Here is a 13,834-nt window from a genome sequence, read left to right on the forward strand (position 1 = left end):
CCTAAGTTCAATGTAAAAATTTAATAAATCATATATCGAATAAGAAAATATTATTTATTATATTAAATAAATAATCAATTGATATAAATGATATTATATTTAATATTTTAAAATTCATATATAATATTATTATATAATATAAAGCTTATTTTTGAATAATCTAATTAGAATAAAATTTAACTGAAGGATAAATAGATCCAAAAAAATGTTTCATAAGTAAATCTAATTTAGATTTTCGATGCTCAAATTACCAAGTAATTTATGATATTTTAATAATATTTTTTGATTGTAATATACCGACGAAAATACACATCCTCTCATTGCCAGACAGGGTTCTTGGTTTTCACGAATTTTCCTTCTTGGAGATCCTCGAATGCCTGTACGAGCTCATCATGCGTATTCATAACGATTGGACCATACCAAGCTATGGGTTCATTCAGCGGCTTACCTGCAATAAGTATCAGTCTGGAGCCTGTGTTTGATTCTATCAAAACGTCCATTCCTTCTTTGGATAACACGACAACGTTTTTCTCATTGAATGGAGAGCCATTAATTTTTATTGCCCCTTCTAACACTGCTATCATCGTCCGATAGCCCTCGGGTATCGAGAAGCTTGTCTTCGTATCAGCATCCATTAGTATTTCAATATAATATGGGTCGATCCTGTTCATGAGGTCATACTGGAAATTCTCGTTTAGAGCGCCTGAGACCCTGTTAACAGAGCCGGCAATGATTCTTATTTTGTTTCCATAGTCGTCTGAGATCTGAGGTATCTGATCTGCCTTTATCGATCTGTATGCCGGATCGGACATCTTTGAAGTTGCCGGCATGTTAAGCCAGAGCTGTATGCCAGCGTTTGAATCATCCCTCTGCTGATACCTGCTCTCCTCCCCATAGTATATCGGCTTTGGCATCTCCTGATGGAATATTCCGCTTCCAGCAGTCATCCACTGTATCTCGCCTGGGAATATTACACCACTATGGCCCTCACTGTCTTCGTGGAACGTTTTGCCCTTGATCTGATACGTTATCGTCTCTATGCCTCTGTGAGGGTGCCAGGGAAAGCCATTATCGTAATCCTCCCTGCGATCCGAACCGAACATGTCCATGAGGAGAAATGGATCGGTTATGTATGCTGTTCGCTGAGAACCGAACATTCTCCTCAGTTTCACACCAGCACCGTCGTATGCCACCGATCCCTCGAAGACGTATTCAGGTATCTTCATCTTCAACTCTGCTTCACTTCCACCATTTCTAAAGAAAGTTCCACCTTAACTGTATCGCCAACCATTACGCCGCCGTTGTCTAGCACCATGTTCCAGGTGAGTCCGAACTCCCTGCGGTTTATCGATGTCTCTGCTGAAAAACCGAATCTCTGGTTTCCATACGGATCCCTGAGCTTTCCTCCGAGCTCTCCGTCAAAGACGACTTCCTTGGTTACATTCTTTATTGTGAGATTTCCATGAACCTTGTACCGCTCATCAGATACCTTCTCTATCTTTGTAGATTCAAACGTTATGTAAGGGTATTTCGATACCTCAAAGAAGTTCGAAGACCTGAGATCGTCATCCCTGCCATTTTCGCCCGTGAATATGCTTGCAACCTCTATCTTCGCCGTGGCCTTCCCGTTCTCAAGATCCTCAGGATCACCGTTGAATACTATCTCATACTTCTTGAAGCTTCCTCTTACCTTTGATATCATCATGTGCCTTACAACGAACTCCACGTTGGAATGCGTGGTGTCCGCCATCCATGTCTTCAAAACTTCCATTTTTTCACCTGCTATAATTCCTAAAGTCGATATACAATAAACATTTAAATATTTTAAATAACTCCATGTATATTAACTATACCCATCTTAATAAAGGTGAAGGAATTGGATAAAGGAGAAACATGCCCTATCGTTGAGGCGATCAGAGAAGTTGGAAATGAGAATGACCTGCTTGTTATAAGATTCCTGTCCGATGGGAGCCTTGGCTTCAATGAGATGCTCAGGATGGCAGGGACTATGAGCCCTAAGACGCTTTCTAACACTCTTAAAAGGCTGCAGGAAAAGGGCATAATAGTCAGAAATATTGTTTCTACGCAGCCTTTTCGCGTGGTCTATTCACTCACCCAAAAGGGGATGGATCTTAAGATTGTTCTGAACGATCTGAAGGCCTGGGGATCGAAATGGTTGATGTCGTCAAATCCATATTCTCTGACGGATAACCGGTAATGAAAACAGATATCATTCTTTTCCGACCAAAAAAATCGAGACCCGAATTATTTATTAAGAGCAAAATGAAAATGTAAAAAATGATAGTTTTATTGGTGGTCGTAGGCTTCCATCACGTATTCGGCGAACTGGTCGTCTGGGTATGCGCCTATGAAGGTCACATCGTTGTTTATCACTATGTGCGGGACACTGGAAACGCCGACCTCTTCAGCCTCGTTCTCGAACTCCAGCGCCTCTATCATTTCGCCCTTTATGTTCGGGTTAAGCAGGGCGAACTTGTGCGCTGTACCGACTGCTCTCGGGCAGTACGGGCATGTAGGTGTAACATAGACCTTTATTGTTATCGGCTTGTCTATCTTAGATATGAGCTCTGCAGCCTTCGATGAGACATCAGCTTCACCTATTGACACATTCTTTAGGTCCTCGATGAGCGATCCGAACTCATAACCGGACGGAAGGCCATAATACACGATCCTACCGTCCTCGACTCCTGCCTTTGAAACGATGGTGGCGGGATACTTCTCAACTCCGTACTTCTTGGCCATCTCCTTGTCCTCATCGAAGTTGTAGACCTTGAGATGGATCTTCGGATTTATCTCCGAAACTTCAGTCGCAAGCTGTACGGTCTCCTTGCAGTACCTGCAGTTCTCATCATTTGAAGTGAAAACCACAAGATCAACATCATTCTTCAGATACTTGTCGAACTCGCCCTTAAGGTATTCCCTGTCCTCTTTTCTTATGAGATTCGCCATGAGCAGTCATTTTTTTATTATACTTAAACTTTGCTACACAGATCTGTGTAGCCATGCATGGCAAAGCGTTTAAGGCATGATAACATGCTGTGTACCGTGACCGAAAAACTGTATTACGACGATATGTACCTCAAGGAGTTCGAGGCTGAAATAGTTTCCGTTGACTCGAACAGTGTTGTTCTTGATCGGACTGCCTTCTATCCCACCGGTGGTGGACAGCCAAACGATACCGGCTTTCTGACAAATGGAGACAGGGCTTACAGGGTGATTGACGTGCAGAAGCGGGAAGACGATGTTGTCCATGTCATTGAAAACGCAGAGGAGCTTAAGGCCGGCGACCGTGTGATCGGAAAGATAGACTGGGAGAGGAGGTATGCCCATATGAGATATCATACAGCCATACACATTTTGGACGGTATTGTTTCAGCCAGGCACAATTCAGAGGCCCTGCTCACTGGGGGACAGATATATGAAGATCGATCCCGTATAGATATGAACATAGAGAATTTCACAAAGGAATTCGTCGATCAGATCATAGAGGAGGCCAACGAATTCATAGCTGAGGGCCATCGCGTGTATGCTGAGAACATAAGCAGGGAGGAAGCGTTGAAGAGGCCAAATTTGGCAAGGACAGAGCCTGGAAGAAGACTGATAGAATCATTGCCCGTTGTGAGGATAATAGTCATTGAAGACCTTGACGAGCAGTCAGACGGCGGAACGCATGTTGCAAATACGAAGGAAGTTGGCCGCATAATCCTGAGAAAGATAGAGAATAAGGGAAGGAAAAACAAACGCATAGAATTTGAACTTTCAACCGTATAATGAACTTCATATAAAATTTGCGTTTGTTTCTTTAAATTATAGTTTTTATATTCATATATTTTGATTATTTATATTAAATAATTTAAGCAGTTCGTACAATAAATCTTTAGCCTACCTAGAAAAATCAAGGGTTATCTTACACGCACCTCCATAAATACCGCCTTAGATATTTATATATACCATTTTTTCGTAGAATTATTATGCTCGCGCTGAATGAAACAGAACTTAACAAAAATGCATTGAAATGGATAGAATCTATCAAAAAGTTCACGGATCCTGAAAATGTTGTGGTCTGTGATGGATCAAGAGAAGAATTTACACAGATAGCGGACGAAATGGTTAGATCTGGAGAATTCATTGAGCTGAACAAGGATCACTATCCTAATTCATTCATTTACAGAAGTGATAGGACAGACGTAGCCAGAAGCGAGGAACGTACATTCATTGCCGCCCCAGATAGCAAGATGGTCGGAAATCTCAACAATTATATGTCGCTGGAACAGGTAGGCGATGTGTGGAACAGGTTTTTCAGGAACGCCTATCATGGAAAGACAATGTACGTAATACCATATGCGCTTGGCCCACTAGATTCAAGGTTCACAGACTATGGCATAGAGATCACGGACAGCAAATATGTAGTCCTCAATCTGCACTACATCACCAGAATGGGGAAGCAGATCATGCAGAGAATTCCTGATCGATTTGTCAAGGGAGTTCATGCAACCGGAACCCTCGATCCGAAAAACAAGTACATAATACATCTTCCCTGGGACAAGCCCGAGGGTGTTGATGCGGACATACTCAGCGTCAACACAAACTATGGCGGAAATGCACTGTTAAGCAAAAAATGCCATGCGCTGAGGATAGCGTCAGTAAAGGCCAGAACTGAGGGTTGGCTGGCAGAGCACATGCTGCTGCTTGAGGTGGAGGATCCGCGGGGCAGAAAGATCTATATAACCGGTGCATTTCCCAGTGCAAGCGGAAAGACAAACCTTTCTATGATCAATCCGCCAAAGCATTATGCAGATGCTGGCTGGAAGACAAGGCTTCTCAGCGATGACATATCCTGGATGAAGATAGAGGATGGCAAACTGCATGCGACCAATCCTGAGAACGGATTCTTTGCAGTTGTACCAGGGACTAACCACAAGACAAACAGGAATGCAATGCTGACGTTGACTAAAAACACCATATTCACAAACACGGGGCTAACAAAGACCGGCGAACCATGGTGGGAAGGGCTCGATCCTGTCGATGATGAAATGTACGACTGGAAAGGAATCCTCAGAAAGCCAAATGGAGATCCAATAGCGCATCCGAACTCCAGATTTACCTCTCCCCTGACAAATTATCCATTCCTGTCAGAAAAGATAAACGATCCGGATGGTGTTCCAGTTTCTGCCATTCTGTTCGGCGGCCGCCGGGCTTCCCTCGTTCCGCTTGTATACGAGGCCTTCAACTGGAACCACGGTGTGTTCATGGGAGCCACTATGGGGGTGGAGAGGACCGCTGCGTCTGAGGGAAAAATCGGTGAACTCAGGAGGGATCCCATGGCGATGAGGCCGTTCTGCGGCTACAACATATCGGATTACTTCAGGCACTGGATCGAGATCGGACGGAAGTTGAACAGAAGGCCAAAGATATTCTACGTGAATTGGTTCAGGAGGAGATCCGACGGATCGTTCATATGGCCCGGCTTTTCGGAGAACTTCAGGGTGATTGAGTGGATAATATATCGCCTGGATCACAACGATAATGCCGTAGAAACCCCCATAGGATACATTCCAGAACATATAAACACGGAGGGCCTGAACCTCACAAAGCAGGATATGGATGAGCTGTTCAGTATAGACAGAGAAGGCTGGAGAGAGGAGATGAAGAACATCAGTGAATACTTCAGACAGATAGGAGACATACCGGAGGATCTCGAGGCTGAATTTGAGATGGAGAGGAGAAGGATATCTTAGGATTCAGGCACACTGTCGAGGAACAGGAACTTCTTGATATCCTCCTGCTTATTCTTGAGGCTTGAATTGAGCTGGCCGATCATCCTATCTCTCAGGTACCTATCAATACTGTTCTTCCTCTCCAGCCCTATCAGGACATCGCCGATGGCCACCTGGTATCCGTAGTATATGCTCACGTCGACGCTGCTCTTCCTCCTGATCATCTGCCTGTAGAAGTCTCCAGACAGCATGGTTCCCCCGAGGACAGAATATCGGCCAGAACCGCCAAGAATTCTCGACTTTGCCTTAAGCAGTTCCGCGATGTACGACGAGCTTTCCTCGAAGATTGACATTGCGTATACGTTTCCCGCCCTGGCAATGGCCGATACATGCGGTGCCAGCGCAGCCACTACCCTCTTCGCTATCCTCTCCTTGGATATTGCATAAACCGCTTCGTACAGATCCATGCCGAAGTACCGAGTCACCATCTCTTTGAAACCAGTATCTGCTATGCCATCATATTCCCTCTCTGCTAGAAGTATGGCCTGCTTGGCCATCCAGCTGGCTGAAGCCTCGTCGCCGATAAACCAGCCCCATCCCCCAAATCTCTGCGGATCGCCACCATTCTTTATGAAGCCGACGCTTCCTGTTCCTGGGGCGAATATAACGCCGTCTTCGTTCAGGTTGGCAAACTTGTACGCTCCGAGGCCGTCTGATACGACCTGTGCATCACCTACGATTGATCTGACTATATCCTTTCCCAGTTCTGTTGCCTCCTTGCTGTCTCCTATACCGGCAAGTCCGAATACCTTGGTATCTATGCTCCTCACATCCACTCCTGCCTCCGAACATGCCTTTTTCACGGCATCAGAGATGTTGGCAGTTGACGTCTCCCTCGGAGCATTTGTGAAATTAGATGGCCCTGATACGCCAACCCCGATGATGCTCTCGCTGATCTCATCAAAAACTATGGCAAGCGTCTTAGTAGATCCTCCGTCTACGCCCAGAATCATCATTCCCTCCTCCATCTGGATAGGATGTCCGTAACCTCTTTCCGTGTGAATAGCATGGAAAAATATAATGCCTCTTCCTCCATCGCACGGTCCAGGGGAAGATCCAGTGATGCGTTCACGAGCCGCTTTATGTACTGCAATGTTACGGGGGGTTTTCTGGATATGTCTTCCACGATCCTCATGGCCTGTTCTTCGTCATCCACAACCTCATCCACCAGCCCTGCAGCCTTGGCCTCCTCTGCGCTCATCTTCAGTCCAGTCATGGCCATATACATCGCTCTCCCTGCTCCGACGATCCTTGGCAGTATCACGTTTCCGCCCGCACCTGCATTTATTCCTATGGATATCTCTGGCTGCCCGATCACCGCACCCTTCACCGCTATCCTTATATCGGCAGATTCCGCCAGCTCCAGCCCACCTCCAAGCGAGTACCCCTTAAGTATGGCAACAACTGGTTTCGACATATCACGTATCTTCTTCGAGACTCTGTTCATAGCAATCCTGAATTGATATGCAGATGTGCTGTTGAATGATGCCAGCATATCTATATCGGCGCCTGCAGAGAAATCCCTTCCTCTACCAGATATCACAACGACGCGTATTTCCTCGTCCAGTTCCGAGTCATCAATGACCTTCTCAAGATCGGATATGGTCTCCATATCTATGGCGTTCTTCTTCTCAGGCCTATCAAGATATACATATATCGCAGATCCGATTGTGTTCCTTACAACTGGCATGTGCATCTGGAAAATACACGCAATCGTGCTATTTTTATCTTCTTTTTCATCCCACGCTCATACCGATCCCAAAACGCACAGATCGATTGAGATACCCCGGATCCGATTGCCCACGTATGAAAGATGTTTGATGTTCCCTCAAATTTTTAATGGGGTTCGGCATACCTGTGCGTTATGAAAATAATAGGCCTTCGATCATCTTCAGATCTTGCTGCGAAGGTTGCAAAACAGCTTCACAGCGAACTTGTCATGCCTGAGGAGAGACGGTTTCCCGATGGAGAGCTATACGTGCGCTGCGATTCGGATCTCAGCGGGGAGGATGTCTTCATAATAGGCAATACGCACACAGATGCCGAGATAATAGAGATGATACTCACGCTCTCTGCCGTGAGGGATTACGCTGTAAAGAGCGTCAACATCATAGCGCCTTATTATGGATATGCAAGGCAGCATCAGAGGTACAGGCGGGGAGAGCCCATATCATCGCAGATACTTACCGAGATATTCGCTTCATACAGCAGGAGCATAGCGACCGTTGACATACATGATGAACAGACCCTGAGCTACTCCAAGGTAAAGTTTACTGATCTGCATGCGGACAGATCCATCGTAGATTTTTACCGTCATGTGGATATCGATTACGTCGTTTCCCCTGATGATGGTGGCCTGGATAGGGTTAAGCATGTTGCAGAGGCACTCGGCAAGAAGTATTTCTATATAGAAAAGAAGAGAATCGATGACAGGACCGTTGAGATGAAGGCGCCTGACATAGACCTTAAGGGCAAGAACGTGCTGATCCTCGATGATATAATTTCCACCGGTGGAACGATAGCGAAATCCTCTGCAATACTGAGGCAGAAGGGGGCATCAAGAATATATGTATCTGCCATCCATGGCCTCTTCGTCAACAGCAGCGAGTCCAAGATCCTGGAGAACGCGGATGAGATCCATGTGACCGATACGGTGGCGGGTAAATACTCGGACATATCTGTTTATCAGGTAGTTTGTGATTACATAACCGGTACACATGCCTGAACTCAGAACATGCCACGGCCCATATCGCGGAAAGGAATGCCCCGTCTGCGGGAAACCTGGAAAGATACTGATGAACGAGAGGGAGGTGGACGAGGTCAGCAGGACGCTTGCTGCGATACTGCGGCATGACCCGGAGAGGTACCACATAAGGCTGGACAGCCATGGTTACGCCAGGATAGCTGGCATAGTGAGCGTATTGAGAAAGGCCAAGGGCATGAGGTGGATCACGTTCGACCACATAGTTGCGCTTGCTGAAACCGATCCAAAGGGCAGGTATCAGGTCTCTGGCGTTCTCATAAGGGCAATGTACGGTCACACAATACCCGTTGATCTGAGCGATCTGCCGGACGACAACATACCAGAAACACTGTATTACCAGTCGTCTGCAGCTGAAGCCCCGCTCGTCAAGGAGGCTGGCATATACCCTTCGGACAAGAGCTGGATCCACCTTTCAGGTACGTACAGGAGATCATACGTATCCGGCCTGTACCACATAGACGACCCGTTCATCCTCCGCATCAACGCCCGATCCATGATCGAGGACGGACACGAGATATACAGATCCAGCGATGATATCTACCTGACGAAGGAGATACCGCCGGAATACATCAGCGATGCCGATCATGAAGATGTGACGCTGACGGAAGAGGAAAAAATGGATATAGAGAGGGTGAGAAACAAAAACAGCAGGAAGGATCAGTGAACAGGCTTTTTCATCCTGTTGATTATCTCCTCCCCGAACTCCGAACATTTCAGTGCCTTTACGTTGAGCAGCCTGGCGATGTCCTGAGTGAGTTTCTGATCCTTGTAGGTCTGCATTATGGCTTCATCAAGGATGTCTGCGGCCTCATTCCAGCCAAGGTGCTGCAGCATCATCTCCCCTGAAAGTATTAACGATGTCGGGTTTGCCACGTCCATGCCAGCGTACTTCGGAGCTGTCCCGTGAACCGCCTCGAATATGGCGTAATGATCGCCTATGTTCGCGCCTGGAGCAAGGCCAATGCCTCCGACCTGCGCCGCAAGGGCATCTGACAGGTAGTCACCGTTCAGGTTCGGAGTTGCGATCACATCGTACTCCTGCGTCCTCGTCAGAACCTGCTGGAACATGTTGTCCGTTATTCTATCCTTTATGACTATCTTGGTGGAGTATTTCTCCGGATCCTGAAGGTACTCTGTCTCGGTGACCGTATAATTTCCGAACTCTGTTTTCGCAACCTCATAGCCCCACTCCTTGAACGCGCCCTCCGTGTACTTCATTATGTTTCCCTTATGCACAAGCGTGACGCTCTTTCTCTTGTTGGCTATTGCGTACTGTATCGCCTTCCTTACAAGCCTTGTCGATTTGAACTTGCTTATCGGCTTTATTCCAATACCAGTATCGCTTGTCAGGTTTATGTTGAAGGTCGATGCCAGGAACTCCCTGACCTTTTTTGCACCATCCGAATCGTATCTCCATTCTATGCCTGCATATAGATCCTCGGTGTTTTCCCTGAACACGACCATATTCATGTACTCAGGATGCACAACGGGAGATGGTACGCCTGGGAAGTATCTAACAGGCCTGATGTTAGCGTAAAGATCAAGGTACTGCCTCAGCGTGACGTTCAGGCTCCTGAAGCCCTCACCTATGGGTGTTGTGAGCGGCCCCTTCAGCGATACAACGCACTTCTTCAGTTCGTCAAGCGATGACTGCGGAAGCCTGTCCCCAGTCTTATCGTAGGCTTCATCACCCGCAAGGATCTTCTTCCATTCTATTGATCGCTTTCCACCGTAGGCTATCTCTAGTGCAGCGTTCAGAACGTTTATGGTTGTCTTGGATATGTCCGGGCCAATCCCGTCTCCCTCTATATATCCAATGGTCACTCTATCTGGAATCTGAAGGGTTCCGTCCTCCTTTATCTGAATATATGCCATATGACTTGAATAGCACCATTCTAATTTATACTTATCATATGGCTGCGAAATCAGTCGAAAAGCATCTTTTTGCTTAATGAAAGGGGAAAAAATTTAACGAAAAATCAATAGAAGAGGGATTTAAATGCCTGATAGTAATAGTCAGCAGGTGGCTGGCCATAGGCCGTTGGCCTCTCATTCATGGCGTAGACTATATCAGAAACGTAGTATCCGGCCAGCGCCCTCCAGAACGTCCTTCCCATGGGAATGAATGCCATGGGTTTCTTCCTGCCCTTTCTCACATCGATTATCCTGTTCAGATCGGCCAGAAACTCCTGATCGTCTGAATAGGAACACGCTACCTTGACCATATCCACATCCGAAGCCATCATGGTTTCAAGCGCGTTCATCATGGCTGCAGGATCGGATGTGTGATAGGATCCAATGATCCTTGTCACCGATGGTTTCACGTTTATTTTTCCGATCAGATCCATATCAATATCTACTGCGGGCGCCATCTTCCTTATGGCCGTCTCATAGTATTCCTTTGCATCCTTTCCACGGAATGTGAATATGTAGTCTATGTCCATTTCCCTCAAGGCGGAGATTAACTCCTCCTCATCTGAAACCTCCCTCTCCGTGAACATGTCAAACCGGATTTCGTACAGATTTCTGTCAGATAGCGTCCTGTTCTGGAGTTTCTCAATGAACGTCTCAACATCCTCATAGAAGACCGATGTCACGACTATTGGCATTGGGCTGCCTATCACGAACTTTCCTATGCTGATCCTGTCCCCACTGTACAGCGGCACAGTACATGATGATAGAACAGGTTAAAAACATGCCGTGGATTCATTACCTGATGAGTGATCACGCTTATCGACGATGATTTTCCTCACCATGAATGGTCGATCCGTCAGCTTTCTCGCAATTTGCAGAAAGTGGATATCTTTTGATATTTTCTCCATCATCCTGTATTTAATGCTTGATATTTTTCATAGGCTGGATGATCAAGGCGGACTAGGCTTTACCGTTTCTTATCAGGCTGTTTATGTGCTCCACGTTGTTCCTGTAGTTCTCTATGGCCATCTTTATGTTGATCTCAACCCATGACCAGGCCTTGAGGAGATCGCCTGACCTGAGCCTGTATTTTTTCACCTTTCCATCCTTGATCTCCTCCAGTATGTCGAGGTATTTCAGCTTGTTCAGATGTCTGTAAAGTGTCGATCTGCTTGTGTTCAGGTATGCCATGAGCTCCTCAGGGGTCCAGTATCTCTCGCTGTGTATCAGAAAACACTCCTTGAACAGCCTGAAGTAGACCGATGCCTTTATTGAGTTCATGTCGGTAGATGGGCTTATCCTCGGTATGTAACCTATGTCTGAAAGAAAATAGGCTATGCTCCTGTCAAGATCTGATTCGTCCACCCTTGATGGAACTGACGTTATTGAGATTTTGAACATCCCATGAATATTATCTGCGGAGTAAATAACATTTTTCCCAAAGAGGACTGTGCGGCCAGCGGATCAGTTTTTCGTCCCGAACATGATTTTATGCAAAAAGATCCATGGAATATGACCCATTTTGCATATTTTGCCGTGATTGCCAATGATCATGACTGGTGATGAGGCGGTGATCCTGCATTGGACAGCGTAAGCCGATATAGTATTATTGCCTCAAAGTCGAATACGATCTTCTTGACGACTGTGTACTCGTACCCATTATCCATGAACATGGCTTCGTTATCTGTGAGATCCGTCAGGACGAGATAGACACACCCAGATGGATTCAGATGAAGCTTGGCCTGATGCAGAAATCTGGAAACGACCTCAAGCTTCTCCCCTCCGCTCCAAGAAATGTCTTCGCCCGAAACAGGCAGATACGGGGCGTTGAACAGTATGGTGTCGAATTTCCCATGGACATCTGAGAAGAGATCGGAATGATGGACGTTGAGATGCAGGCCATTTCTCAATGCATTTGCCCTGGCGCATTCCACCGCCAGATCGCTGATATCAACGGCCTCGATCTCGCAGCCCCTTTTCAGGAGGCAGATCGAGACTATACCTGTGCCGCAGCCTATCTCTATTGATCTGCCGGAGCATGTTGCATTCTCGGCAAGAAGAAAAGAATCATCCGACGGCGGATAGACGCCGTCGCATTCCTCTATATGCAGGCCGCAGTACTCCATGCTATCCTTTTTATGTCACCCTGAATATGTAGCCCATCTCCCTGAGCGTGGCAAGGATCCTGTCAAGGTGATCCTGGCCTCTGACATTCACGCTGAATATTACGCTCTGGAACCCTGGAGGCGTTTCCTTCCTTAGGTTGTCTACCTCTGCATGGTATATATTGCCGCCATTCTTCGCAATGGCCTCCGCTATCCTGTGCAGGTTGCCAGGCCTATCCGGTATTATACATTCTATACGCACCAGCTGGCCCAGGTTCTCCAGTTCCTTATATATTATCTTTGACATCAGCAATGGGTTTATGTTTCCGCCGGACACCACTATGGCAACCTTCCTGCCTCTGACGTCCACCTTACCCTCCATTATTGCTGCCAGGCCAACGGCGCCTGATGGCTCAGCCACGATCTTCATCCTCTCGAATAGCCTGTATATGGCCTTTGATACACTCTCCTCGGTCACCGTCACTATGTCATCAACATATTTTCTGGCTATCTCAAATGTCAGATCGCCCGGATACTTCACTGAGATGCCATCGCATATGCTCACGCCGCTCGTGTGGGCGATGATCTTTCCCTCCCTTAGCGAGGCCTTCATGGAGTCAGAAAGTTCTGATTCTATGCCTATTATGCGAACATCCGGGTTCATGTGCTTAGCCGCCAGTGCTATGCCTGATATCAGGCCACCACCTCCCACGGGCACAAGAATCGTATCTATATCAGGCCGGTCCTCCATGATCTCTAGGCCTATTGTTCCCTGCCCAGATATGACCCACCTGTCGTTGAATGCCTCTATGAACAGCCTGTTCTCCTTCATCGCGATCTCATCGGCGTACCTGTGAGCTTCATCGTAATCGAACCCATGAAGTACAACCTCTGCACCGTAACCGGCAACTGCATTGACCTTCTGCGGTATCGTGTATTCCGGCATCACGATCTTTGCATTTATGCCGTTAACCTTGGCCGCGTATGCCACACCCTGGGCATGGTTTCCGGCGCTGGCAGTTATCACTCCCCTCTTCCTGTCCTGATCGCCGATCTTCGAAAATTTGAAGAGTGCACCCCTGGACTTGAATGAACCTGTTTTCTGAAAATTCTCCAGCTTGAAATACATCTCCGCGCCATACTCGTTTCCGAACGTGGTGGACTTTATCAACGGCGTCCTGTTTATGCGGCCTTCAAGATAGGCCTTTGCTGAAAGGATATCCTCGTAAGAAGGTATCACTTCGCTGTCCATG

At 46.8% G+C, this 13,834-nt stretch carries 15 protein-coding genes; 5 read left to right on the forward strand and 10 right to left on the reverse strand.

What is annotated here, in order from left to right; genetic code table 11:
* Nucleotides 1-317: 317 nt before the first annotated feature.
* Both F6Q11_RS04820 and F6Q11_RS04825 read right to left on the reverse strand, forming a co-directional pair.
* Complete coding sequence (locus tag F6Q11_RS04820; protein WP_297026745.1) at nucleotides 318-1,226, reverse strand: pirin family protein; 909 nt, start codon at nucleotides 1,224-1,226, stop codon at nucleotides 318-320.
* A gap of 2 nt (nucleotides 1,227-1,228) precedes the next feature.
* Nucleotides 1,229-1,771 (reverse strand): YceI family protein, encoded by a 543-nt coding sequence (locus tag F6Q11_RS04825; protein ID WP_297026749.1) that lies wholly within the window; start codon nucleotides 1,769-1,771, stop codon nucleotides 1,229-1,231.
* 105 nt (nucleotides 1,772-1,876) lie between these two features.
* On the opposite strand from F6Q11_RS04825, the gene F6Q11_RS04830 reads away from it, so the two are divergent.
* A complete protein-coding gene (locus F6Q11_RS04830; protein WP_297026752.1) occupies nucleotides 1,877-2,218 on the forward strand; it encodes a helix-turn-helix domain-containing protein in 342 nt (113 codons plus the stop codon).
* 89 nt (nucleotides 2,219-2,307) lie between these two features.
* On the opposite strand, the gene F6Q11_RS04835 is transcribed toward F6Q11_RS04830, so the two are convergent.
* Nucleotides 2,308-2,970, reverse strand: coding sequence for a thioredoxin family protein (locus F6Q11_RS04835; RefSeq protein ID WP_297026754.1), 663 nt, complete (start codon nucleotides 2,968-2,970; stop codon nucleotides 2,308-2,310).
* A 57-nt stretch (nucleotides 2,971-3,027) separates the two neighbouring features.
* Between F6Q11_RS04835 and alaXM the strand changes: the two genes are divergently transcribed.
* Nucleotides 3,028-3,792, forward strand: a complete 765-nt coding sequence (gene alaXM, locus F6Q11_RS04840; RefSeq protein ID WP_297026756.1) for an alanyl-tRNA editing protein AlaXM — start codon at nucleotides 3,028-3,030, stop codon at nucleotides 3,790-3,792.
* Nucleotides 3,793-3,992: 200 nt separating this feature from the next.
* Nucleotides 3,993-5,759 carry a phosphoenolpyruvate carboxykinase (GTP) gene (locus F6Q11_RS04845; RefSeq protein WP_297026758.1) on the forward strand — a complete coding sequence of 589 codons (1,767 nt, stop codon included), beginning with the start codon at nucleotides 3,993-3,995 and terminating at the stop codon, nucleotides 5,757-5,759.
* Here the strand turns inward: F6Q11_RS04845 and F6Q11_RS04850 are convergent.
* Together F6Q11_RS04850 and F6Q11_RS04855 are read right to left on the reverse strand one after the other, a co-directional pair.
* A complete protein-coding gene (locus F6Q11_RS04850; RefSeq protein ID WP_297026760.1) occupies nucleotides 5,756-6,751 on the reverse strand; it encodes an N-acetylglucosamine kinase in 996 nt (331 codons plus the stop codon). The two genes, F6Q11_RS04845 and F6Q11_RS04850, sit on opposite strands and share 4 nt — an antisense overlap.
* Nucleotides 6,751-7,488 (reverse strand): enoyl-CoA hydratase/isomerase family protein, encoded by a 738-nt coding sequence (locus F6Q11_RS04855; RefSeq protein WP_297026762.1) that lies wholly within the window; start codon nucleotides 7,486-7,488, stop codon nucleotides 6,751-6,753. The genes F6Q11_RS04850 and F6Q11_RS04855 overlap by 1 nt, the downstream gene beginning before the upstream one ends.
* 174 nt (nucleotides 7,489-7,662) lie before the next feature.
* Between F6Q11_RS04855 and F6Q11_RS04860 the strand changes: the two genes are divergently transcribed.
* Complete coding sequence (locus tag F6Q11_RS04860) at nucleotides 7,663-8,523, forward strand: ribose-phosphate diphosphokinase (protein ID WP_297026764.1); 861 nt, start codon at nucleotides 7,663-7,665, stop codon at nucleotides 8,521-8,523.
* A complete protein-coding gene (locus F6Q11_RS04865; RefSeq protein WP_297026765.1) occupies nucleotides 8,516-9,226 on the forward strand; it encodes an RNA 2'-phosphotransferase in 711 nt (236 codons plus the stop codon). The genes F6Q11_RS04860 and F6Q11_RS04865 overlap by 8 nt, the downstream gene beginning before the upstream one ends.
* On the opposite strand, the gene icd is transcribed toward F6Q11_RS04865, so the two are convergent.
* The 5 genes from icd to ilvA all read right to left on the reverse strand — a co-directional run bounded on the left by icd (nucleotide 9,220) and on the right by ilvA (nucleotide 13,833).
* Nucleotides 9,220-10,437: an isocitrate dehydrogenase (NADP(+)) gene (icd, locus tag F6Q11_RS04870; RefSeq protein ID WP_297026766.1), complete on the reverse strand. Its 1,218-nt coding sequence runs from the start codon at nucleotides 10,435-10,437 to the stop codon at nucleotides 9,220-9,222. The genes F6Q11_RS04865 and icd overlap by 7 nt on opposite strands.
* A gap of 104 nt (nucleotides 10,438-10,541) precedes the next feature.
* Complete coding sequence (locus tag F6Q11_RS04875) at nucleotides 10,542-11,228, reverse strand: type I 3-dehydroquinate dehydratase (protein ID WP_297026768.1); 687 nt, start codon at nucleotides 11,226-11,228, stop codon at nucleotides 10,542-10,544.
* A gap of 208 nt (nucleotides 11,229-11,436) precedes the next feature.
* Nucleotides 11,437-11,877, reverse strand: coding sequence for a helix-turn-helix domain-containing protein (locus F6Q11_RS04880; protein ID WP_297026770.1), 441 nt, complete (start codon nucleotides 11,875-11,877; stop codon nucleotides 11,437-11,439).
* A 149-nt stretch (nucleotides 11,878-12,026) separates the two neighbouring features.
* Nucleotides 12,027-12,602 carry a HemK2/MTQ2 family protein methyltransferase gene (locus F6Q11_RS04885; RefSeq protein ID WP_297026772.1) on the reverse strand — a complete coding sequence of 192 codons (576 nt, stop codon included), beginning with the start codon at nucleotides 12,600-12,602 and terminating at the stop codon, nucleotides 12,027-12,029.
* Between the two features lie 10 nt (nucleotides 12,603-12,612).
* Nucleotides 12,613-13,833 (reverse strand): threonine ammonia-lyase, encoded by a 1,221-nt coding sequence (gene ilvA, locus F6Q11_RS04890; protein ID WP_297026774.1) that lies wholly within the window; start codon nucleotides 13,831-13,833, stop codon nucleotides 12,613-12,615.
* Nucleotide 13,834 lies beyond the last annotated feature (1 nt).

The sequence above is a fragment of the Thermoplasma sp. genome (genome assembly GCF_008709555.1).
Classification (GTDB): Archaea; Thermoplasmatota; Thermoplasmata; order Thermoplasmatales; family Thermoplasmataceae; genus Thermoplasma.